The following is a 23,910-nucleotide window of genomic DNA, read 5'->3' on the forward strand; positions in this document are numbered from 1 at the left end:
GACTAGATAACAAAAATCTTAGTAACCGAAGTAATTAGGATAAGTAAAATTACCTGTGTATACAGATCGGTTATTCCAAAAATGTGTAATTGAATCAAAAATTTTCATTTTAAATCACCTTATAAATAAGTAATCCAAATTAACTACATAACTATTATGTATTTAATCCTTGGAGGGTAAAGACCATCGTGGTCGCACTTATCTCGGTTCCATGGAGGCGATATCTCGGGTTCATCCTGAACGTGTACAGTGTTTTCTCATAACCTTTATGAGATTGTTGAAATCATAACCATTTCGTAATTAACTTTCAAGAGTTTTTTTAACTTCGTCACACTTTTTACAAAAAAACATTGTTAAATAACCCTTAGTGTAATTTTTTTTCAGTATTTGAACGGTAAATCATTTTTTAATGTTCATAATAAAACAAATGAATATCAGAAATAATGACAAACTAAATCGTTTAACATATTAACTCCAAGCATAGTTAATACTTATTCATTATCGTATTCGTGGTTTAAGATTTTACTTTTTTCTCTACCTCCACCGAAGTCTGAATGATATGCTAAAAAAAATGCGATAGTGTAAATCGCTACTTATATATGTCATTTGGCGGCTAATAGCCTGACAAGTGCCACTGGACCAATATTATATAAAGGTAGGCTTCCGTGTCTGAAATCAGTCAACTATCTCCTCAAGCTGTATGGCAATTTTTCGATCAAATTTGTTCCATTCCTCACCCTTCAAAATATGAAGAGCAATTAGCACAATTCATTGTTGAATTTGCTAAAAAAGAAGGATTAGACGTTCGCCGTGATGAAACAGGTAACGTTATTATTAAAAAGCCAGCAACAGCAGGCATGGAAAACCGTAAAGGTGTAGTACTTCAAGCACACATCGATATGGTTCCACAGAAAAATGAAGAAACCGTTCACGACTTCACAACAGATCCTATCCAACCTTTCATTGACGGTGAATGGGTAACAGCAAAAGGTACAACGTTAGGTGCTGATAACGGTATGGGTATGGCAAGCTGTCTTGCGGTACTAGCTGCTAAAGATATCGAACATGGCCCATTAGAAGTACTACTTACTATTGATGAAGAAGCGGGCATGACAGGTGCTTTTGGTCTTAAGGAAGGTTGGTTAGAAGGCGACATCCTACTAAACACTGACTCAGAGCAAGAAGGCGAAGTCTACATGGGTTGTGCTGGCGGTGTAGATGGCGCAATCACACTTGATATTAAACGTGAAGCAGTACCAGCTACTCACCAAGCAATTAAACTGGTACTAAAGGGCTTAAAAGGCGGTCACTCTGGTTGTGATATTCATACAGGTCGTGGTAACGCAAACAAATTAATGACTCGCTTTTTAGTCGGTCATGCAGACGAGCTAGGCTTACGTATTAACAACTTCACAGGCGGTAGCCTACGTAACGCAATTCCTCGTGAAGCGTCTGCGATTGTTACTCTGCCAGCGGAAAATGTTGATCAATTAAATACATTGTTCGCCCATTACCAAACACTACTAAATGCTGAGCTTGGTCATGTTGAAACAGATATCAACCTATTTACTGAATCAGCTGAATTACCAACAGATGTGATGGTAATGGCAGATCAAACACGTCTAATCAATGTATTAAACGTCTGCCCTAACGGTGTTATCCGTATGAGCGATGACATTGAGGGCGTTGTTGAAACATCTCTAAATATGGGTGTTATCACGACAGAAAACGATAAAGTTATCGTACTTTGCTTAGTCCGTTCTTTAACTGACTCTGGTCGTAGCTATGTAGAAAGCATGTTGCAATCATTAGCAACATTAGCAGGCGCACAATGTGAGTTTTCAGGTACATACCCAGGTTGGAAGCCAAACGCCGATTCTGAAATCATGCACGTATTCCGTGACATGTACCAAGAGATGTACGGTAACAAACCCAACATCATGGTGATCCACGCAGGTCTTGAGTGCGGCTTATTTAAAGAACCGTACCCTAAGATGGACATGTTATCATTTGGTCCTACCATCAAGTTCCCACACTCACCTGATGAGAAAGTGAAAATTGATACGGTTCAAATGTTCTGGGATCAAATGATTGCAGTACTTAAAAATATTCCTGTTAAAAAATAAACTGACGGAATAACAAAAATGGGCTTAACGTAATTTCACGTTAAGCCCGTTTTTATATGCACTGCAATGAAATCGTTAACAGAATAGGTTCTGTGTTTATTTAATCAAAACCAAAAGAAAGCTGTTGCGCTTTTAAACCGACCTCTAACCCAACACTTAAGCCTATTAAACGTATCTCACGATCATTTTGTCGGGTCATCGCTTCTTTTAATAGATCCACAAACTGCGTTTTATCTAATTTAGGGTAAATATGCTCAACCGTGGTTTGTTGAAAATCTGCAAATTTTAACTTCACCCCTTGCTTTGCAATATCAAGCTCAGGACGAACTTTACGTAATCGCTGCTCTAGCTCAGGATATAACTGCTCTACCACTTGCCAACATTGCTCAAAGCTGGAAATATTTTGACTAAAGGTACGTTCAACACCGACTGATTTTCGTTGTCGTTCAACAATCACTTCTCTCTCATCAATACCATGTGCTCGAGACCATAATGATTGTCCAAATTTACCAAATTGCTGTAGCAATAAATGGCGATCATAATTTTGTACATCACGACCTACATACAGGCCTTTCTCATGAAGTTTTTGGATAGTTACCTTTCCTACCCCAGGTATTTTTTCTAGTTTTAGTTCCGCAACAAAGCTATCTACATCTTCAGGTGTTACCACATATTGGCCATTAGGCTTATTCAGATCTGAAGCAACTTTGGCAATAAACTTCACCGGAGCCACACCCGCAGAAGCGGTGAGCTGTAATTCACTTTCAATTGCACGACGAATATCTTGAGCAATCAGCGTGGCTGAACCATAAAAGATTTCGCAATCTGAGACATCTAAATACGCTTCATCTAATGATAACGGTTCAATTTTATCGGTATAGCGTTCAAAGATAGCGCGTATTTGCTGGGAAACCTGACGATATACCTGCATTCGTCCCGGTACTAAGGTTAAATGTGGACATAATTTTAAAGCATGAGCAGTTGGCATGGCTGAATGAATACCATATTTACGCGCAAGGTAATTACAAGTACTCACCACCCCACGGGCAGAGCGACCACTGATCGCTATAGGGACATCGCGCAAAGCTGGATCGTCTCTCATCTCGACGGCAGCATAGAAGCAATCCATATCGACGTGGATGATCTTTCGCTGTACAGCTTTTTGCTCTGCTACTTCTGCCACATTCACGCCCACACTCACTGTTTATACATACAGCTATTATAACGATGAATTACGATAGTTGGAAAATTAAAAATTTTCATCTAATAAGAAACACAAATTAAGTTTGATATTTCACCAACAAGATCACAAAAATGCAACCAAACTAAATATTTGATAATCAACCCATTACATCTAATGTTATATATATCAATATACAACCAAATGTATTATGCGTATTGCTAAAAGGAGTTGACTTTGCAACATCAGGTACTTGTTGTCGAAGATAGCCGCGCATTTCGTCACTATCTTGATGACCAACTGAAACAGGCTGGCTTCAAGGCTATTTTTGCCGAAAACTTATCACAAGCTAAAAAGTTATTAGCTGAACCACAACGTTATCTTTGTGCAGTACTCGATTATTGCCTTCCGGATGGTCAAGATGGTGAAATCATCGATTTAGTATTAAGCCACAAAATCAAATCGATTGTTTTAACCGCCCAATTTAATGACACAATCCGTGAAAAAGTCTTAGCAAAAGGAGTATTAGATTATTTGCTCAAAGATAGTGCCGCTTCTGTTGCCTATCTTGTACCACTATTACTTCGCTTAGAATCCAATTTAGAACATAAAGCACTCGTTGTTGATGACTCTGATATGGTACGAAATCATGTGAGTCATTTATTAGAAAAACAGAATCTCACTGTATATGAAGCCTCTGACGGTAATGAAGCGCTACAAATCATTGACGATAACCCAGATATAAGCTTAGTTATTACCGATAACGATATGCCAGAGAAAGACGGCATTACCATGACCCGTGAAATTAGACGTGAGCACAGTCGAAATAAAATGGCAGTATTGGGTTTATCTGGCAGTAATGACAGCACGATGACGGCACAGTTTCTAAAAGCCGGTGCCAACGATTTTCTCTATAAACCCTTTAACCAAGAAGAGTTTAACTGCCGTATTCATCATATTCTAAATATGAAAGATACCTCAGATAAACTGTATCGTATGGCCAACCAAGATGCATTAACAGGGCTTTGGAATCGTCGTTACTTCTTCACTCATAGCTGTTGTCAAACTGAAGATGAGCAACTAAATATCGCGATGATTGATATCGACTTTTTTAAAAAAGTAAACGATACGTATGGTCATGATGGTGGCGATGCTGTGCTCATTAGCATCAGTAAAATCATTGATGCTCACTTTCCAGAATCGATTGTTGCCCGATTTGGCGGAGAGGAGTTCTGTATTCAGCATTGTGGTCACTTCCACAGCTTTTTATCAACCTTAGAACTTGTTCGACAACGTATTGAATCAATTACTATTCCCTACCTTGATCAGCAGATAAAAATCACTATTAGTATTGGTGCTGCAACAAATTTAAAAACACTGGATAGCCTAATTAAACAAGCTGACGATAATCTTTACACCGCCAAGAAAAACGGTAGAAATCAATTAATTAGTAATTAAACAGTACAAAAAAGCCTGAGATAACTCAGGCTTTTCTTTCTTCATTAATCAAAATACCGTTAGATAATTTGATTCTTTTTCCATTCAGCTTGACGAGCGGCACGGGCTTCACGCTTTTTACGTGCATCACACGGCTCAGGGCAATCACATTCTTTTGCAATACCAATACCGTCTAAACCACCACAACTGCCACTCACGGTTTTACGTTGGAAGATGTAGCCAACTGCCATTGCGACAATCACTAATAAGAAAACAGAAAATGTGACTAAGTAAATAACCATGACTACCTCATTTATTTTTTAACAACGTATTGCTCAAACGTATCTGACTTATATTCAACGAAGCCATCTTGGGTTTTTACAATCAACATTACAGGTAACTTTTCTTTATTGGCTAATGCAATTGACTCTTCCTCTCCCATAACAGAAAAAGTGGTCGCATATGCATCTGCCGTCATGCAAGACGGCGCAATAACCGTAACCGACACAACATGGTTAGCAATTGGTTTACCGGTTTGAGGATTAATTAAATGAGAATAACGCACCCCATTTTCTTCAAAGTAATTACGATAATCGCCCGATGTTGCTATTGCCATATCGCCAGCTTGAATAATATCTTGTACCGCACGCTCACTTGCAACAGGTTTTTCAATCGCAATACGCCATGGTACATCAGAACGGTTCTTACCTTGTAGGCGAACTTCCCCCCCAACATCGACCATGAAATCTTTAACATGCAGATCATCTTTTAAATAATCCGCAACGACATCAACGCCATAGCCTTTTGCGATAGATGAAAGATCCACATACAGATCAGGCAGATCTTTCACTAACTTATTATCATCAATAACGCTGAGATGTTGATAACCGATCTCGGCTTTTCGAGTCGTAATCTCTTTATCTGTAGGGGTAGATTCTGGGCGCGCTTCAGGACCAAAACTCCACAAGTTTACTAATGGGCCAACCGTAACATCATAAGCCCCATTGCTTAGCTTAGAAATTCGTAGCGCTTCACTGATCACTTTTGCTGTGGCCGCAGAAACCTCAAAAGGTTGTGTAGATTGTTGTTGGTTAAATAGGCTTAATTCAGAGTCAGGGCGATAAGTCGACATTTGATCATTCACAAGCTCTAAACGCTTATCAATTTCTTTTTGGATAACTTCAGCGCTTGGTAATCCTTCTTGCTTAATGAGTTTAACTGAATAGTAAGTCCCCATTGTTTGCCCATTAATATCAATCTGTTGACGACTATCACCACAGCCCGTCAGCAGCATTAACGTTGATAACACCAACGTACTACACAGCAGGAAACGCTTCACTTCATACTCCATCGTTCATGTTGTTTTTTAGTCTGATCACTTAGTCACCATTGATAAATAACCACAATAAAAAACAGGTTTATTAAAGATTAATAAGAAAAAAGGCTGACCATTAACTGGTCAGCCAATTTAATTGTGATAGAAGAGCTATTGATTAGCCACCGAAATCATCAAGTAGGATGTTTTCATCTTCTACACCAAGATCTTTAAGCATGCTGATAACAGCGGCGTTCATCATTGGTGGACCACACATGTAGTATTCACAGTCTTCAGGTGCTTCGTGATCACGTAAGTAGTTTTCATAAAGCACGTTATGAATGAAGCCAGTGTAACCATCCCAGTTATCTTCTGGTTGTGGATCAGACAGTGCACAGTGCCATACGAAGTTATCGTTTTCAGCAGCAAGCATATCGAAATCTTCAACGTAGAACATTTCACGCTTAGAACGCGCACCGTACCAGTAAGACATCTTACGCTTAGAGTGCAGACGCTTAAGTTGGTCAAAGATGTGAGAACGCATTGGCGCCATACCAGCACCACCGCCCACAAAAACCATCTCATTGTCTGTATCTTTTGCGAAGAACTCGCCAAATGGACCTGAAATCGTACACTTGTCACCTTCTTTAAGTGACCAAATGAATGATGACATCTGACCTGGAGCAACATCTGGATTATTAGGCGGCGGCGTAGCAATACGCACGTTTAGCATAATAATACCGAACTCTTCAGGGTAGTTCGCCATTGAGTAAGCACGGATGATATCTTCATCAACCTTAGACTCGTAACGGAATAGGTTAAACTTATCCCAGTCTTCACGGTACTCTTCTGGAACATCAAAGTCAGAGTACTTAATGTGGTGAGCAGGTGCTTCAATCTGGATGTAACCACCAGCACGGAAAGGTACTGATTCGCCATCAGGGATCTGAAGCTTAAGCTCTTTGATGAAGGTCGCTTTGTTATCGTTAGAGATAACAGAACATTCCCACTTCTTCACACCAAAAATTTCTTCAGGTAATTCGATGTCCATATCAGACTTAACGTTAACCTGACACGCAAGACGCTCGCCTTCACGTGCTTCACCTTTGGTGATGTGATCTAATTCTGTTGGCAGAATATCACCGCCGCCAGATTTAACTTTTACACGACACTGACCACAAGAGCCACCGCCACCACATGCTGATGATACGAAGATACCGTTACCCGCTAGAGCACTTAGTAGCTTGCCACCTGCACCTGTGGTGATCGCTTTCTCTGGATCGCCGTTTACTGAAATAGTGATGTCACCTGTTGGTACTAGCTTAGATTTAGCAAATAGAATTACTAAAACTAGAGCCAGGATAATCAAGGTGAACATGACTACGCCAAGAAGAATAATATCCATTGATATTCCTTACTTATCCTGATTACAGCTGTACGCCAGAGAAAGACATGAAGCCTAACGCCATCAAACCTACTGTGATAAAGGTAATACCTAAACCACGAAGACCTGCCGGTACATCTGAATATTTCATCTTTTCACGGATACCCGCAAGTGCAACGATCGCTAACATCCAACCTGTACCAGAGCCGAAGCCGTATACGATTGATTCAACAAAGTTGTAGTCACGCTGTACCATGAACGATACACCACCGAAGATTGCACAGTTCACTGTGATCAACGGAAGGAAAATACCTAGTGCGTTATATAGCGGCGGGAAGAAGCGATCTAGAATCATTTCTAGGATCTGTACTAACGCTGCGATAACACCGATGAAAGTAATAAAGTTCAGGAAGCTAAGGTCAACACCTTGAACTAATGCACCATCTTTCAATAAGTAAGTGTAAACAAGGTTGTTTACAGGTACTGCAATCGTAAGTACTACGATTACTGCAACACCAAGACCAAACGAGGTCTTAACTTTCTTAGATACCGCAAGGAATGTACACATACCTAAGAAGAAAGATAATGCCATGTTCTCGATAAAAATCGAACGAACTAATAGGCTAAGATAATGTTCCATGTTCCCCTTACTCCTTCGCTTCTACTTGTTCTGGACGGAAAGTACGAATCACCCAGATCATGAAACCAATTAGGAAGAAAGCAGACGGAGCTAACAGCATTAGACCGTTAGGCTGGTACCAACCACCATCAGACGTTAGTGGTAATACTTGCATACCGAATAGCTTGCCAGAACCTAGTAGTTCACGGAAGAAAGCAACTGTAATCAGAACAAAACCATAGCCTAAACCGTTACCAATACCATCTAAGAAAGATGGAAGTGGTGCTGATTTCATTGCGTATGCTTCTGCACGACCCATTACGATACAGTTAGTAATGATAAGACCAACGAATACAGATAGCTGCTTAGAGATATCGTATAGGTACGCTTTTAATACCTGATCTACCACGATTACTAGTGATGCGATAATTGCCATCTGAGCAATGATACGCACGCTGTTCGGGATTTGATTACGTACAAGTGAAACAAATAAGTTAGAGAATGCAGTTACTACTGTTACTGCGATTGTCATAACAAATGCTGTTTCTAGCTTAGTTGTTACCGCTAGCGCCGAACATACACCAAGGATCTGAAGGGCGATTGGGTTATTACTAATAAAAGGTCCAAATAGGATCTTTTTCATTTCTTTAGCATCAGCCATTATTCAGATCTCCTGCACGTAGCTTAGCAAGGTAAGGACCGAAGCCTTGAGCACCAAACCAGAAGTCGAAGGTGTGCTGTACACCATTACTTGTTAATGTTGCACCAGAAAGACCATCAACACCGTGTTCGCTACCCGCTGGCGCGCCACCTTTAACAATCTTAATTGCAGGCTTGAAGTTCATGTCGTACAACTTCTTACCAACAAATTGGTCACGCCAAGTTGGGTTTTCAACTTCACCACCCAGTCCCGGAGTTTCAGCTTGATCGTAGTAAGTGATACCGTCAACAGTGTTACCGTCCATACCAACAGCAACAAATGCGTACATCATTGACCATAGACCGTTACCGTGGATAGGTAAGATCACTTTGGTTGTTTGACCTGCAGCATCTTTTACAAGATATACAGTCGCAACGTTAGCACGACGAATGATCTTCGCTAAATCTTCGTTCGCTGGAAGCTTAGTAGATTCAGTCGGATCTTTCGCAGCCGCACGCTGGTCGTATTGTGCCGCAGTTTGACCATCAACTTCAGAAACATAAGTACCGGTTTTAATGTTAACAAGCTTAGGCTCGATGAACTTACCGTATGTTTCTTTAACGTTTGTTGTTGGTGTTAGCAAACCTGCAACAGAAAGAATATTACGCTGTACATCAAGTACCGCATTTTCTTCTTGCTTAGGGCGTAATGAAACAGCTGCTACTGATACGATGATTGAACACACTAGGCTCAATACAACAACAAAAAGCAGCGTTCTTTTCATGCTATCTTTATTACTTGCCATGGCGAGCCAGTCTCCGTTTGATATTGCCTTGAACAACTAGGTTGTCAAATAGAGGTGCAAATAAGTTAGCGAATAGGATCGCTAGCATCATGCCTTCTGGGTACGCTGGGTTAACAACACGAACCATCACAGCCATTGCACCGATCAATGCGCCATACCACCATTTTGCTTTGTTGGTAAACGCTGCAGAAACAGGATCAGTTGCCATGAACATCATACCGAATGCAAAACCACCTAATACTAGGTGCCACTGCCAAGGCATGCTGAACATTGGGTTCGTATCAGAACCAATGATATTAAATAGCGTTGCTGCTGCAATCATACCGATCATCGTACCGGCAATAATACGCCATGAAGCAATACCCATAACAACGATGAATGCACCGCCGATCAGGATAGCTAATGTTGATACTTCACCAATAGAACCTGGGATGTGACCGATGAACGCGTCCATCCAAGTAATTGTTTGACCAGTGATAGTGTTAACAACACCTGCTTCACCACCTTGAGCCCACTGACTTAGCGGAGTCGCACCAGAGAAACCATCCGCCGCAGTCCAAACTAGATCACCAGAGATCTGAGCTGGGTATGCGAAGAATAGGAACGCACGACCTGCAAGTGCAGGGTTAAGGAAGTTACGACCGGTACCACCAAAGATTTCTTTTGCGACAACAACACCAAAGGTAATACCTAGTGCTGCTTGCCAAAGCGGTAATGTAGGTGGAACGATCAATGCGAAAAGAATAGAAGTAACAAAGAAACCTTCGTTAACTTCATGCTTACGCACCATACAGAACAACACTTCCCAGAAACCGCCTACAGCAAAGACTACTGCGTAGATAGGTAGGAAATAGGTTGCACCAAGCAGCATCTTACTGCCCCAACCTGCGTCAACGGATAATGTTCCGCCTAGCATTTGAGTAAACCAGTAATGCCAATCTGCAGCAATAATTGCTGTTAGCTTGTCTGCTGTGTATAAGTGGTTAAGACCAGCAATAGCTTGGTCACCCACGTTGTACATACCCCAGAACATTGCTGGAAAGACCGCAAGCCAAACCATGATCATCAGGCGCTTAAGGTCGATGCTGTCACGAACGTGCGCAGAAGTACGCGTTACTTGACCTGGTGTGTACATGATAGTTGCAAACGCTTCATATAGCGCAAACCAACGTTCATGCTTACCACCTGGTTCAAAGTGATGTTCAATATCTTCGAGGAAATTCTTGAGACCCATGAATTACCCTTCCTTCTCAATTTTGTCCAAGCACTCACGTAGCAATGGACCAAACTCATACTTACCAGGGCAAACAAATGTACATAGTGCTAGATCTTCTTCATCTAGTTCTAATGCACCAAGTTGTTGCGCGCTGTCTGAATCACCAGCACATAGATCACGAAGCAGTAATGTCGGCTCGATATCTAGTGGCATTACTTTTTCGTAATTACCAATAGGCACCATTGAACGCTCAGAACCATTCGTTGTTGTTGTCATATTGAACAACTGACCAGGGAAGAACTGGCTTAAGAATGTGCGAGTTACAGAAAATTTATTTTTACCAGGTACAATCCAGCCCATGAATTCTTTCTCATAGCCTTCACGTAACGCCGACACTTGTAGGTGGTAGCGACCTAGGTATGCATGTGGACCTTCTGCTTTAAAGCCATTAAGCACTGAACCAGATAGCACACGTAATTGACCAGGCATCATTTCGGAATCAGTCAATTGCTCAATAGAAGCACCAATGCGAGTACGCACTAAACGCGGCTTATTAACAACAGGACCGGCAATAGAAACAACGCGATCTGTATATAGCTCACCTGTTAGGAATAACTTACCGAACGCAATAACGTCTTGGTAATTAATACCCCAAGCAATGTGATTTGCATCAGCGCCATAAAGCATGTGAATGTGCGTACCAACAAGACCCGCAGGGTGCGGACCGTTAAATACGTGCTCTTCAACATTCGCTTCAGATGAACGCGGAAGACTAGCACCAGATTTACAAACGTAAACTTTACCGCTGGTTAGACTAGAAAGAACCGTCAAACCTGCAATGAAAGCATCACTTTGTTCATTGATGATAACTTCTGGATTAGCAGCCAATGGATTGGTATCCATAGCCGTCACAAAAATAGCTTGAGACTCAGAACCAACAGCTGGAACTTTGCTAAATGGACGAGTACGAAGCGCAGTCCATAGACCAGATTCAACTAATTGATCAACCACTACAGCACGATCAAGTTGAGCAAGTTGAGCTGACTCATACTTATTAAATGTGATTTGCTCATCGCCTTCGATATCAATCACTACAGATTGAAGAACGCGTTTCGCACCACGGTTAATTTCCGCTACCTTGCCACTAGCTGGAGCAGTGAATTTAACGCCAGGGTTCTTTTTATCTTCAAAAAGAATCTGACCTTTTTTCACTACATCCCCTACGCGAGCATGCATTGTAGGACGCATACCAACATATTCTTCGCCAAGCAAGGCGACTTTAGAGATGGCATTACCATCATGTATCGCCTGGGTAGGAGTCCCTGAAATTGGGATATCCAAACCCTTTTTTATTGTAATCATACGCACTTGCACTACATTAAAGGGAAAAAAGAATTTTCTATTGCGCAATTAAGACACGACTTTTCATAGTTCGAAATCGGTCTACAGGTGAATTTCACCCGCAAAGTACCAATACCGCAACATCTAGTTAACCACTTCACCACAATCATTCTAGGTGAGTAGTTTTTCAAGGCGGCGATTCTACCATTAATCGTGTCGTTTTTTCTATGCTATTCCGCTCGATTCCGACTGAAAACCAAGCAACAATTGAAGCGCAATAGTTTAATAACTCAATAAATTTGACAAGGCGCACATTTATTAAAAATAACGTCATTCAAGCTTGCATTTATTTGAAGGCGTTTTTTTAACAAAACTGTCATCATCAACCGTATTGAGATAATCAAAATAATACATACAGTTAACAAATGAGTATTATCTATGTCATCAGTTACAAATATGCTCAAACATTGACCTTGCCAGTAATTTTAAACAAATTTCGGAGCTGTTTATGTATGCACACTCCGCTTTATGTTAACGATTAATAATAAAAAAGGCCGTTATAAAAACGACCTTTTATTCAATATTTTTCACTGATTATCCAATTTGTGAGCCACCACGACAAGATGGTGATGCCGGTGCTGCTATTAATTCAGACCACTCAGCTTCAGTGTAAGTATGAATAGCTAAAGCATGAATATTATTTGCTAATTCATCAGCAAGTATGCTGTTAATTGCGCGGTGTCTAGCAATTAAACGCTGATCATTAAATTGATCGCTCACAACAACCACTTTAAAATGGCTCTCAGAGCCAGGAGGAACATTATGCATGTAACTTTCATTAAGCACTTCTAAATGCTTAGGCGAAAATGCATCATTAAGCTTATGCTCTATACGTTGTTGAATCATTTTTACCTCCGCTGACAATATCGCGTCTTATTGCCAAGCCTTCTCGACTTTATTGTTATTTTAATGCCGTATTTCCTTTGCACTCGCGTAGTGTTCTGCGAAAATAGCCGACTATTTTGTAAACATACCTGAAAGTTATCCGCAATGAAACCAGAGCTAACCTTACATCAACGCACCTTGACGCTAACACGCTTTCCAGTAAGGAAAAATGAAACTCTGCAAGCATGGGACGCCGCAGATGAGTACCTGATCAATTATTGTCAAGAGATGGAACTCGATCCTGAACGCCCAATTCTGATCATGAACGATAGCTTTGGCGCGCTAGGTTGTTGGTTTGCTAATCAAACACCTGTCACTAGCGTGACGGACTCCTTTATTGCAAAACAAGCATGCCAAGAGAATTTAGAGCGCAACCAATTACCACCAATCTCTATTCTTGATTGCCTTACGGAATTGCCTAAGAACCCTCAGTTAGTTTTGCTAAAACAACCTAAAAACAACCGCTTATTAAGCTGGCAATTGCAGCAACTTTGCCATTTACTTCCAGCTGATTGCATAGTGATCGCCGCTGGTAAAGTAAAAGAAATTCACACTTCAACATTAAAGTTATTTGAAAAATTTTTAGGTGAAACAAAAACATCGTTGGCGGTTAAAAAAGCACGTTTGATCTTTTGTAAAGCCAATCCAAGCTTAGCCAAGCCCCTCCCCCGCCCAACACAATGGGATGTGCCCGAGCATAAATTAACAATTACTAACCATGCCAATGTGTTTTCTAGCGACAGTTTAGATATTGGCGGTCGTTTACTGTTAGATTTCATTCCACAAGATACAAAGTATAACGATATTATCGATCTTGGTTGTGGTAATGGTGTCATTGGTATAAAGGCCGCGCAATTAAACCCACAAGCTAACGTTGTTTGTGTCGATGAAAGCTTCATGGCGACAGCATCATGCCGTGAAAATGCTGATTTAAATTTAGTAACGCCTAAGCAATTACAGGTAGTCACAGCTAACTGTTTAGATAATTTCCCACTTGATAGTGCCGATTTAGTCTTATGTAATCCTCCTTTCCACCAACAAAATACCGTTACCGATCACATTGCTTGGCAAATGTTCTGCGATGCACAACGCGTATTACGTCAAGGTGGCGAACTGATTGTAATTGGTAATCGACAATTGGGTTACCATGAGAAATTAAAGCGTGTTTTTGGTAATGTAAAACTTATCGGCCAGAATAATAAATTTGTGGTTTTACAATCATCAAAATAATCTAACGTGCTCATGACGTTAATTTATTGCTTGTGATATTTAATACGACATTGATTTTTCGTTTATATTTAAACAACGAATACAAGGAAATGGAGAGCATGAAAAAATATATTGTAATTGCTACAGCGTTATTACTAAGCGCATGTGCAAGTACCCCTGTACAGCCACCATTAGCTCTAACTCTTGCACCTGTGATTGCATCACAAACGACTAACGACCTAAGCGTACAGGTGTCGAGCAAAGACTCTCGTAGTCATCAATATATTGCTGTGATCGATAGTGGTGCTCAAAATGTTGAAGAATTCCAACCCGCTGAAAATATTGCAGCAACATTCCAGAGTGCTTTAACGAAACAGTTCGCCAGTGAAGGGATCAAAGTAAGCCCTTCTGCACCATCGAATATTGCTATCAATATTGAAAAAGCGTTAGTTAACGTAAAGCAAGGTCTTGTTAAATACGATATGAATAGTGAATTACAAATTGCACTTCTGGTGACAACATCAAAAGGCACATTTAGTAAGAAATATTCAGCCCGTTCTACTAAGCAAGAACCGCTAAAAGCAAAGCCTGAAGACATCGCGCAAAGCTTAGAAAAAATGATGAATTCAGTTCTAAATGAAATCGCCAATGACGGCGAATTAAATCAATATCTAACGGAGAATCTTTAATGCCTCGTTTTTTACTCGCACTATGCTTACTTATCGCATTACCCGTGAGTGCTGCCACTAAGGTGTTAGTTACAACTAACCTTGGTGATTTCACCATCCAACTAAACGATGAAAAAGCACCTGTTACAAGTAAAAACTTCTTACGCTATGTGGAAGAAGGAAACTACAACGGTACTATTTTTCACCGTGTGATCCCTGGCTTTATGGCCCAAGGCGGCGGTTTTGATAAAGAGATGAATAAACGCCCAACTCATGCTCCTATTAAAAATGAAGCAAGTAATGGCTTAAAAAATGATACAGCAACTGTTGCGATGGCACGCACACAAAATCCAAACTCAGCAACGAACCAATTTTTTATTAACTATAAAGACAATTCATTTTTAAATGCTGCAGGTAATAACCCAGGTTATGCTGTATTTGGTAAAGTGATTAAAGGTTTTTCCGTTATACAAGATATGGCGAAAATCCCAACAGGTTCAGATAGAACAACGGGTATGCAAGATGTACCTCAGCAGCCTATCATTATTGAATCAATGAAAGTTATTAAATAAATTGATTACGTCATCTGTGCGCAATCAAGCACAGGTGACGTAAATGATCACTCCTATCTATCAATCTTCTCTTTCTTATCGTCAAAATAAACGAATTCAACAGGTTGTTTTTGAGCAAGCCCCTTCTTTTACTATGTCAGCTATTGCAACTATTCGTGGTGGTATTCCTTTTACCATATGAAAAACGATGCCCATGAATGCCTTGCTCTATGGTAGAAAATGAATATAGCAGATGAAGATCCAGTCATCATTGCAAAGCTGCTTTTGGACTACAGCTTCAATACATTATTCAAATCGAAGACTATCAGTTATTTAGCGATTTTTATCTCCAACAAAAGATTGTCAATTATGCTCATTGCTTACTCAATCTCGCTCCTTGCCCTGAACTAACATCAATTCATCGTCCTTAATTATTTATCCTCAGATTTATACCCGTTTTCACTGTTTATGAATTTACAGCACAACTTGTTGTCGAATTGACAATGAAGCAATGCGTACAGAGCGGATTGCTGCTAAGATCTGATTTATAAAGAAAAATAACAGTTTTATACTTTACCTAGTCTCCATCCTAGGTACTTGTGTTACGAGGAAAATATGGACAAAGCCATACATCAAAATAATACCACCGGTTGGCGTGTGTATTTAAACCCCAAAGCACTGATCATGTTTGCACTTGGGTTCTCCTCGGGCTTACCTATTCTATTGGTCTTTGGTACGCTTTCTTTTTGGCTTCGTGAGGCTGATGTAAGCCGTACAAGTATTGGCTTTTTCAGCTGGGTTGCACTTGCTTATGGTTTTAAATGGGCATGGTCACCACTTGTTGATCGCTTCCCTTTACCCATTTTTTCCAGATTATTTGGTCGGCGTCGTGGCTGGATGTTGTTTTCACAACTGATCATTATTTTGTCACTGTGTGGTATGGCAACTAGCAATCCCCAAACAGATCTCGTTCAGTTTGCTTTATTTGCTATCGTTGTTGCCTTTGCTTCTGCTACACAAGACATTGTTATTGATGCTTTTCGTATCGAGCTTGCCACCGTACGTTTACAAGCAGCATTGTCTGCAACCTATATGGCAGGCTATCGATTAGCAATGATCATGGCAGGGGCTGGCGCGCTGGCTTTTGCGGCGTGGTTTGGCTCTGATAGTGGTTATGATCCCGCAGGCTGGAAAGCAGCCTATTTCATCATGTCGGGTATGATGTTAATTGGTGTGTTTACCACTCTCTTTGTTAAAGAGCCTAATATCGACAGTTCATCAATTCAAAAGATCGAACATGATTATCAACAAAAATTACAACAAAAAGGGATCGGTAAAAAACAAGCAAGGCTCGCCGCGTGGTTTTATACCGCTGTTGTTATGCCTTTCCAAGACTTCTTTCAGCGCTATGGTAAAAACGCGCTACTGATCTTGTTACTCATTAGTTGTTATCGTATTTCTGATGTTGTGATGGGGGTAATGTCCAATGCCTTTTATGTTGATATGGGCTTTACCAAAAGTGAAGTTGCGTCTATTTCAAAAATTTTTGGCGTGATCATGACTTTAGTCGGTGCTGGCTTAGGCGGTATTCTTGTCAGTAAATTTGGCACCTTACGTATTCTTGCCTTGGGCGCTTTATTATCTGCAATTACCAATCTACTATTTATGATATTTACCTATGTCGGTAATAACCTCGAGATGCTAACTTTAGTTATTTCAGCAGATAACTTAGGCGCAGGTATTGCAACAGCAGCCTTCATCACTTTCATGTCTAGCCTAACCAATGTAGCTTTCTCTGCAACCCAGTACGCATTATTTAGCTCTATCATGCTACTATTCCCTAAGTTTATTGCGGGATTTTCTGGCGTTTATGTCGATCATTTCGGCTATAATATCTTTTTCCTGACTACTGCATTAATAGGTATTCCGGTACTATTTTTAATCCGACTTGTTGCTAAAAATAATGCCTTATCCCTGACAACTGCACCCGATAAGTTAGAAGAACAATAACCTCACCTGTAATAAATAAGGTTTCTGTTGAAAACGGAAACCTTAACTCACCTTTTTTATTTAAACTGCGTATTTTTGCCATTAAAAAAATCACTAAAGAGTATTAAACTCAAAAAAAGTTCAGTTAAATCGTAATAAATATTCACACACCTCACATTTTTAATGCAAATGTAACCGTTTACATCAGATCGAGATCACAAAAAGCAAAGGTTTGCGCAAACGTTACATTCCCAAACGCGACATAACACACTAGAATCAGCGCCAGAAAAACGGGGCGGCCAAAATCCCTACATTTAGACCATAATGAGTGAGATAAAAACATGCGCAAATCACTAGTAGCTTTAAGCGTTTTAACAGCAGCATCAGCATTCCCAGCACATGCAGAGTACCTGTATGGTTTTGGTGATATGAGCGTTAACTACTTAGATTGGTCTAACGGTACAGAAGAGCGTGCAAACGGCTTTAAAAAAGATTTCTGGTACCTAGAGCTTGAAGGTGGTGCGGGGTTTAGCTGGGGTGAATTATACGGTTTCGCAGATTTGGAAAACTTAGAAAAAGGTTCTGAAAAAGTAAGTACATCTGTTAAAGGTTCAGTTGCTTACAAAACGGGTATTGCAGAGCTTCGTCTATACGGCCAAGTTTACAACACCAACAGTAAAGACTTCACAGCACAAAATAACGTGCTAGGCCTATCATATGCATTCAACGGTGATGGCTGGTTCTTCAACCCATTTATCGGCTTCCACCACACAATGACAACTCCTGGAGAAAATTCTTTTGGTGGTATGAACGGTGGTATGTTCGGTTGGTCTGCAGGCTATAACTTTGATGCATTCGGCGAGAAGTTCATGATCAGCAACTGGCACGAATCTGAATTTGGCCGCAATGACAAATACATGATCGTTTCAGGTGAAGGCGATGATGTAAGCGCAAACGGTGCATTAGCACTATGGTGGAACGCAACGGATCACGTAACAACAGGTGTTCAGTACCGTTATGCTTACAACAAGCTCGGTAACAAGGGCAACCAAAACGCGATGATTTATACAGTTAAATATAACTTCTAATCAATAAGTTATTGAGTAATTAATGAGAGAAGGCGCTATAACAGCGCCTTTTTTGATCCTGCACTATTTGAACAATGTTACTATCAACATAAATATAGTTAACAATGGATTGCTGTGTGAAAATCACAATATTGGGTGCAGGTGCAATCGGCTCACTATGGGCTGTCGCTTTGCAACCGCAACATGATGTTCAAGTTTGGACCCGTTCATCAATAACCCGCTATCCACTCACCTTTCAATCTTTGAATGGTGAAGTAGGATCTTACTGTTTCAATGCTAATCACGCAGATCATTTACAACAAAGTGATGTACTCCTTGTGACAGTAAAATCGTTTCAAGTCATCACCGCCTTACAACCCCTTGTTAACGATCTTTCAGCGCGATGCAAGATAGTGATCATGCACAACGGGATTGGTAGCCATGATACCGTTAAGCAACTCTTTCCTAAACATACGATTTGTTATGCCACCACATCCCATGCAGCGTTAAAAACAGCAGAAAGTACGCTACGCCATACTGGGCTTGGACAAACTTTTATTGGCGCAATATCCTCCGCCATATCTGATGGTAGCTCTACCGCTGACATACTCAATCAAGCGTTATCACCGTGCTATTGGCAAGATGACATCATGGAACCATTATGGAAGAAACTCGCCATTAATTGTGCGATTAACCCATTAACTGCCATTCATCAATGTACGAACGGTGAGCTTGCTAATGAAGACTATCAAGATCAATTAATCCAAATTTGTAATGAAGTCACACTCGTTATGCGAGCAGAAGGCTACAGTGTAAAAAATGGTGAGCTTTATCAACAAGCACTGACGGTAATAAATGCGACCGCTGATAATTATTCCTCGATGAATAGAGATATTTTTTATCAGCGCCAAACAGAAATCGACTATATTACGGGCTATCTTATTCACCGAGCGAAAAAATTCGATATTGCTGTGCCTGTAAATACCCAGTTATGGCAAACCATTACATCTATGGAGTCCTCATATCATGCTAGAACCAATAACGACTGCTCCTCGCGTTGCTGTTTGCCTTGCTCCTGGTAGCGAAGAAATGGAAGCAATTAACACTATTGCGATTTTAAAGCGGGCTGGATTTGAAGTAACAATTGCAAGTACCGCAGAAGATGGCGCACTAATTTTAGAAGGATCTCGCGGCATCAAGCTGGTAGCAGACGTGCCTTTGATCAATGTTGCCGATGAGCCATTTGATTGCGTGGTGTTACCCGGCGGTTTAAAAGGCGCGGAACATTTTCGTGATAGCCCACTAGTGGTTGAATTTGTAAAGCAGCATCACTATGACGGTAAACTGATCGCCGCGATTTGTGCAACACCTGCAGTTATGTTTATTCCACATCAATTGTTCACACATTCAATCATGACGTGTCATCCTGCTTTTCAACATCAGATACCAACACATCAATTACGCGTTAAGCGTGTGGTGTATGATAAAAATACACGTCTATTAACTAGTCAAGGCCCCGGAACTGCACAAGAGTTTGCGCTAGAGATAGTGACGCAATTAGAAAATAAAGCCAAAGCGGCTGAAGTTGCAGAGCCTATGGTTGTATGGCCGAATATGCATTACGACGTATTACCACGCACTTAATCTATTGAGATTAAGTGATGTAAACTCACCAGATAACAAAAAGCCTCGCAATTGCGAGGCTTCTTTTATTTAGACACAGCGATGGCGATTATAAAGGACGGTAAACTTTTACGTTCTCGAAACCATTCTCTTTTAGGTACAGCGCTTGTAAGCGGCTCATTACGCCACGATCACAGTACAGAAGGTACGTCTTATCCTGCGGTAAGTCACCAAACTGTGTTGCCAGCTTGTAGAAAGGTAAGTGCTTAACTTCGATCCCTTCAAGCTCTAGTGGGCTTTCATCTTCTTCGTCAGGGCTACGAATATCAAGTACAATTGCGTCACCCGCTACCTGCTCAACTAACTCAACTTCAGGAGCTTGTTCTTGGCTTTGCTTTTCGATGTCACGAATATCCATCACACGCGCCTCATCAACAACACGATCAAGAATAGAGAAATCAAATTTATCTTCTTCAATTTCAAGCTTCGCTTTCACCGCTTTCACTGTTGGGCTCTTAGAAATCACGCCACAGAACTCTGGCATCGTTTTCGCAAAGTCTTCAGTGCCAATTTCACGTGCAACATTAATGATATCTTCTTTATCCCAGTTAATCAGTGGACGAAGAATTAGACTATCTGTTACGCCGTCAATGTGACGAAGGTTAGTTAATGTTTGGCTTGAAACCTGACCTAGCGCTTCACCCGTTACTAATGCTTCGATACCGAATTTATCAGCAACTTTACCCGCAGCACGCATAAACATACGCTTAAGGATAACGCCCATCTGACCATCGTCGACTTTCTCTAAAATCTCACCAACAACAGGCTCAAAATCAATAGCGATAAATTTAACTTTTGCTGAAGAGCCAAACTTGTTCCAAATATAATGCGCAACCTGCTTAACACCGATCTCGTGTGCAGGCCCACCTAAATTAAAGAAACAGTAATGGACTTTACTACCACGTTTAATATGCAAGTAGCTTGAAACACCAGAATCAAAACCACCAGAAATTAAACTTAGTACGTCTTCTTGTGTTCCTAAAGGAAAACCACCTAGACCTTTATGGCGGAATAACACAAGGTTTAATAAGTTGTGTTCAATTTCAATATTAACCGTTACATCTGGCTTTTTCAGTCTTACTTTTGCAGATTCAATCGCTTGATTAAGACCACCACCCACATAACGCTCAGCTTCAATAGAGGTAAAGTCATGCTTGCCAACACGCTTTGCACGAACGCAGAATGTTTTACCTTCCAGCTCTGGGCCAACAAGCGCTAATGTTTGTTCATAAACATTATGAAGATCAGTAAATTCCGTTTGCTGTACTTCAAGGGTATGATGAATACCAGGTGTTTGCGTCAATGTTGCTAAGATCATATCGCGCTTTGATTCATCAGGCTCATTAACTTCCAATGAAAAACGACGGTTATAAACGCTAACAGACTCTGACTGGCGCTTTAAGATGATGCGTAAATTAGACTCAAGAATTTTGATAAAACGCTTACGCACTGAATCACTTTTAACAAAAATCTCTGGATGTGGCTTAACAATAAATTTCATAACACGCTTCGCTTCACAGGGCTAACAGTACAGAACAGAATCAATTCATTAACGGATGATTTTTAACAGATCATATCGTGAAAATTGACAGAGAGTACCAAACGGAATTAAAGGCGCGAATTATACAGCAAGCTACCGACCACTGAAACAAAGATATGAAAACTCACGACGTTATCTTCGATTAGACTTACCGCATGCGATTGGCTTTCAATTATATTTACCTTAGTCATGATCATCTCTGCCAGCAACTCTCATCGGCGAAATTCAGCGTAAATATCTAAAACACTTATCAGCAAGAGCAACATCTCTCCCAATAAAAATGGCAGCGCTATCGCTGCCATTATGTGAATAACCTTAAGCGCTACAATCTATTGAGCACTAAAGTTACTGCTGATCTCATCACTGAAATGTGGCTTACCTTGCATTATAGATATTTCCACTCGACGGTTTTTAGCTTGTCCTTCTCGAGTTTTGTTATCAGCAATAGGCTGAGTATCTGCCAATCCAACCACCCGCATTTTAGTATGATCAAACCCTTCAACTTTTTCCATTTCTTGCGCGACTGATACTGCCCGTTGTGCTGATAAATCCCAGTTAGATCGGTATAACTCTGAATCCAATTTATCACTCGCGGTATGTCCCGTTACTCGAATAATGCCAGGCACATCTTTAACTAACATCGCAACTTGACGTACTAACGGCTTAAATTTGGGTTGTAAAAACGCAGAGCCTTCAGGAAATGCGCCTTTTTCACGAATACGAATAACCAACTGTTGTCCAAGGTTTTCAATTTCTATAATTTTGTCACTGATCTCACGCTCTAATGCTTTAGTCAGTACTTCTTTTAGTTTCTCTTGCATTTGATCGGCTTCAGATTCATCATTTTCATTATTTTGTGTCGCCGTTTTTTTACTTTGTCCGCCCGTCAACTTACCAGCATCTCGTTGTGTGCCACCAGCTCGATCAAAATCTCCTTCATGAAAATCTAATGATCGTTGTGTCATATCAATTGTTTGTTGCATGATCACTTCTATCGGCGTTGGCTCAGGACGACCCGGTCTAAACTCTTGCGCAATAACACTTGTACCTTTGGGTATGTCGTTGACCTCAAGCATATTTTGCACTCCGAAAGCATATTTCATCGAACCTGCAATTTGCTTAAATTTCAGTACATCCATTTCAGAAAAAGAAAGCAATAAAACAAAGAAACACATTAATAGTGTGGCAAGATCAGCAAAGGTTGCCATCCATGGAGGCGCACCTTTTTTACATTTACAAGATTGCTCTTCCATTCAACTGTCTCTTACTCGTCAAGGATCACGCTGCGTTTTTTCTCATGAAGGTAGTTTTTCAAATAGCCATCAATAACCCGAGGGTTCTGACCATCTTGAATAGCTAGCACACCATCTAAGATTAAACGCTTATTTAAACGCTCTTGCTCTTTACGCAGGTTCAATTTATCTGCAATAGGTATTGCAACCATATTCGCTAACATCGAACCGTATAACGTCGTTAATAAGGCAACCGCCATTGCGGGACCTATGGATTTGGGATCATCCATATTAGATAGCATGGCAACTAAGCCAATCAGCGTACCAATCATCCCCATTGCTGGCGCAACATCACCAAAAGAAGAAAATATCCCCACCCCTTGCTCATGACGTTCATTGGTTAATGAGATATCTTTTTGTAAAGTACCGCGCACAACATCAGCATCATGGCCATCCACCAACATATCAATGCCTTTGCGCATAAAAGGGTTAGTAATTTCCATCTCTTCTAAGGCTAAAAATCCACCTTTACGTGCGGCATCAGCCATTTCGACAATTTTTGCAATTAACTCTTCGGGATTGTCCGTTTTAAACATAAAAGCTTTAATAGCGATTTTTGCAGCGCCAAAAAATTGCCCAATGTTGTATTTCATTAACACCACAAAGGTACTGCCACCTAATACAATCAAAATCGATGATGTATCGTAAAACATCACCAAATCGCCGCCGAGCAGCATAGCCATAACAATGAATGCGAATGCACCAAGCAATCCTATAAGCGTCGCCAAATCCAAAGCATGATCCTCTTTTGCTAGGTAAATATAATGGCTTGCGTTTATTGACAATCAATTAACACATCTGAATCTATCACTGAGATAATACGCTCTAAAGACAGCCAAAACTTTAAAGCCACCGCCATATTCACTATTTCGCCAAGACTCTTCTTAGCATTAAATGATGAAT

23 protein-coding genes are annotated in these 23,910 nt (G+C 40.5%); 10 read left to right on the plus strand and 13 right to left on the minus strand.

What is annotated here, in order from left to right:
• Positions 1 to 665: 665 nt before the first annotated feature.
• Positions 666 to 2,126 carry an aminoacyl-histidine dipeptidase gene (locus tag I3259_RS00685; protein WP_238027853.1) on the plus strand — a complete coding sequence of 487 codons (1,461 nt, stop codon included), beginning with the start codon at positions 666 to 668 and terminating at the stop codon, positions 2,124 to 2,126.
• Between the two features lie 100 nt (positions 2,127 to 2,226).
• Here I3259_RS00685 and dinB read toward each other — a convergent pair whose 3' ends face one another.
• Positions 2,227 to 3,315 carry a DNA polymerase IV gene (gene dinB / locus I3259_RS00690; protein ID WP_346015658.1) on the minus strand — a complete coding sequence of 363 codons (1,089 nt, stop codon included), beginning with the start codon at positions 3,313 to 3,315 and terminating at the stop codon, positions 2,227 to 2,229.
• Positions 3,316 to 3,543: 228 nt separating this feature from the next.
• On the opposite strand from dinB, the gene I3259_RS00695 reads away from it, so the two are divergent.
• Positions 3,544 to 4,764 (plus strand): response regulator, encoded by a 1,221-nt coding sequence (locus I3259_RS00695; RefSeq protein ID WP_238027854.1) that lies wholly within the window; start codon positions 3,544 to 3,546, stop codon positions 4,762 to 4,764.
• A gap of 59 nt (positions 4,765 to 4,823) precedes the next feature.
• Here I3259_RS00695 and nqrM read toward each other — a convergent pair whose 3' ends face one another.
• From nqrM to bolA, 9 genes are all read right to left on the minus strand, one after another.
• Entirely contained in the window at positions 4,824 to 5,045 is a 222-nt protein-coding gene (nqrM, locus tag I3259_RS00700; protein WP_045082798.1) for a (Na+)-NQR maturation NqrM, read from the minus strand.
• Positions 5,046 to 5,056: 11 nt separating this feature from the next.
• Positions 5,057 to 6,094, minus strand: coding sequence for an FAD:protein FMN transferase (locus I3259_RS00705; RefSeq protein ID WP_238027855.1), 1,038 nt, complete (start codon positions 6,092 to 6,094; stop codon positions 5,057 to 5,059).
• Between the two features lie 142 nt (positions 6,095 to 6,236).
• On the minus strand, positions 6,237 to 7,463 hold the full coding sequence (gene nqrF, locus I3259_RS00710) for an NADH:ubiquinone reductase (Na(+)-transporting) subunit F (protein ID WP_105060761.1): 1,227 nt from the start codon (positions 7,461 to 7,463) through the stop codon (positions 6,237 to 6,239).
• Positions 7,464 to 7,485: 22 nt separating this feature from the next.
• Positions 7,486 to 8,082, minus strand: a complete 597-nt coding sequence (gene nqrE, locus I3259_RS00715; protein WP_005370126.1) for an NADH:ubiquinone reductase (Na(+)-transporting) subunit E — start codon at positions 8,080 to 8,082, stop codon at positions 7,486 to 7,488.
• Between the two features lie 7 nt (positions 8,083 to 8,089).
• On the minus strand, positions 8,090 to 8,722 hold the full coding sequence (locus I3259_RS00720; RefSeq protein ID WP_105060762.1) for an NADH:ubiquinone reductase (Na(+)-transporting) subunit D: 633 nt from the start codon (positions 8,720 to 8,722) through the stop codon (positions 8,090 to 8,092).
• Positions 8,715 to 9,506 (minus strand): Na(+)-translocating NADH-quinone reductase subunit C, encoded by a 792-nt coding sequence (locus tag I3259_RS00725; protein ID WP_238027856.1) that lies wholly within the window; start codon positions 9,504 to 9,506, stop codon positions 8,715 to 8,717. Before I3259_RS00725 ends, I3259_RS00720 begins: the two co-directional genes overlap by 8 nt.
• Entirely contained in the window at positions 9,496 to 10,740 is a 1,245-nt protein-coding gene (locus tag I3259_RS00730) for an NADH:ubiquinone reductase (Na(+)-transporting) subunit B (protein WP_045082802.1), read from the minus strand. The genes I3259_RS00725 and I3259_RS00730 overlap by 11 nt, the downstream gene beginning before the upstream one ends.
• Positions 10,741 to 10,743: 3 nt before the next feature.
• Positions 10,744 to 12,084 (minus strand): Na(+)-translocating NADH-quinone reductase subunit A, encoded by a 1,341-nt coding sequence (locus tag I3259_RS00735; RefSeq protein WP_238027857.1) that lies wholly within the window; start codon positions 12,082 to 12,084, stop codon positions 10,744 to 10,746.
• A 573-nt stretch (positions 12,085 to 12,657) separates the two neighbouring features.
• Entirely contained in the window at positions 12,658 to 12,969 is a 312-nt protein-coding gene (bolA, locus tag I3259_RS00740; RefSeq protein WP_238027858.1) for a transcriptional regulator BolA, read from the minus strand.
• A gap of 144 nt (positions 12,970 to 13,113) precedes the next feature.
• On the opposite strand from bolA, the gene I3259_RS00745 reads away from it, so the two are divergent.
• The 8 genes from I3259_RS00745 (at position 13,114) to I3259_RS00780 (ending at position 20,136) form a co-directional block, all read left to right on the plus strand.
• Positions 13,114 to 14,238: a methyltransferase gene (locus tag I3259_RS00745; RefSeq protein WP_238027859.1), complete on the plus strand. Its 1,125-nt coding sequence runs from the start codon at positions 13,114 to 13,116 to the stop codon at positions 14,236 to 14,238.
• 98 nt (positions 14,239 to 14,336) lie between these two features.
• Positions 14,337 to 14,906 carry a YajG family lipoprotein gene (locus I3259_RS00750; RefSeq protein ID WP_238027860.1) on the plus strand — a complete coding sequence of 190 codons (570 nt, stop codon included), beginning with the start codon at positions 14,337 to 14,339 and terminating at the stop codon, positions 14,904 to 14,906.
• Positions 14,906 to 15,457 (plus strand): peptidylprolyl isomerase, encoded by a 552-nt coding sequence (locus I3259_RS00755; RefSeq protein ID WP_238027861.1) that lies wholly within the window; start codon positions 14,906 to 14,908, stop codon positions 15,455 to 15,457. The genes I3259_RS00750 and I3259_RS00755 overlap by 1 nt, the downstream gene beginning before the upstream one ends.
• A 43-nt stretch (positions 15,458 to 15,500) precedes the next feature.
• Positions 15,501 to 15,638, plus strand: a complete 138-nt coding sequence (locus I3259_RS00760; RefSeq protein ID WP_238027862.1) for a hypothetical protein — start codon at positions 15,501 to 15,503, stop codon at positions 15,636 to 15,638.
• Positions 15,639 to 16,051: 413 nt separating this feature from the next.
• On the plus strand, positions 16,052 to 17,446 hold the full coding sequence (locus tag I3259_RS00765) for an MFS transporter (RefSeq protein ID WP_238027863.1): 1,395 nt from the start codon (positions 16,052 to 16,054) through the stop codon (positions 17,444 to 17,446).
• Positions 17,447 to 17,766: 320 nt separating this feature from the next.
• The gene (locus I3259_RS00770; RefSeq protein ID WP_238027864.1) at positions 17,767 to 18,513 is read left to right on the plus strand and encodes an outer membrane protein OmpK; all 747 of its coding nucleotides are present in this window, start codon (positions 17,767 to 17,769) and stop codon (positions 18,511 to 18,513) included.
• A gap of 116 nt (positions 18,514 to 18,629) precedes the next feature.
• Positions 18,630 to 19,574 (plus strand): 2-dehydropantoate 2-reductase, encoded by a 945-nt coding sequence (panE, locus tag I3259_RS00775; protein ID WP_238027865.1) that lies wholly within the window; start codon positions 18,630 to 18,632, stop codon positions 19,572 to 19,574.
• Positions 19,519 to 20,136, plus strand: a complete 618-nt coding sequence (locus I3259_RS00780) for a DJ-1 family glyoxalase III (RefSeq protein WP_238027866.1) — start codon at positions 19,519 to 19,521, stop codon at positions 20,134 to 20,136. The genes panE and I3259_RS00780 overlap by 56 nt, the downstream gene beginning before the upstream one ends.
• Before the next feature lie 88 nt (positions 20,137 to 20,224).
• Here I3259_RS00780 and thiI read toward each other — a convergent pair whose 3' ends face one another.
• From thiI to pomA, 3 genes are all read right to left on the minus strand, one after another.
• The gene (gene thiI, locus I3259_RS00785) at positions 20,225 to 21,676 is read right to left on the minus strand and encodes a tRNA uracil 4-sulfurtransferase ThiI (protein ID WP_238027867.1); all 1,452 of its coding nucleotides are present in this window, start codon (positions 21,674 to 21,676) and stop codon (positions 20,225 to 20,227) included.
• 368 nt (positions 21,677 to 22,044) lie between these two features.
• The gene (locus I3259_RS00790) at positions 22,045 to 22,968 is read right to left on the minus strand and encodes a flagellar motor protein MotB (RefSeq protein ID WP_238027868.1); all 924 of its coding nucleotides are present in this window, start codon (positions 22,966 to 22,968) and stop codon (positions 22,045 to 22,047) included.
• 11 nt (positions 22,969 to 22,979) lie between these two features.
• Positions 22,980 to 23,741: a flagellar motor protein PomA gene (gene pomA, locus I3259_RS00795; protein WP_238027869.1), complete on the minus strand. Its 762-nt coding sequence runs from the start codon at positions 23,739 to 23,741 to the stop codon at positions 22,980 to 22,982.
• Positions 23,742 to 23,910 lie beyond the last annotated feature (169 nt).

The sequence above is a fragment of the Photobacterium sp. Ph5 genome (assembly GCF_022129445.1).
Taxonomy (GTDB): domain Bacteria; phylum Pseudomonadota; class Gammaproteobacteria; order Enterobacterales; family Vibrionaceae; genus Photobacterium.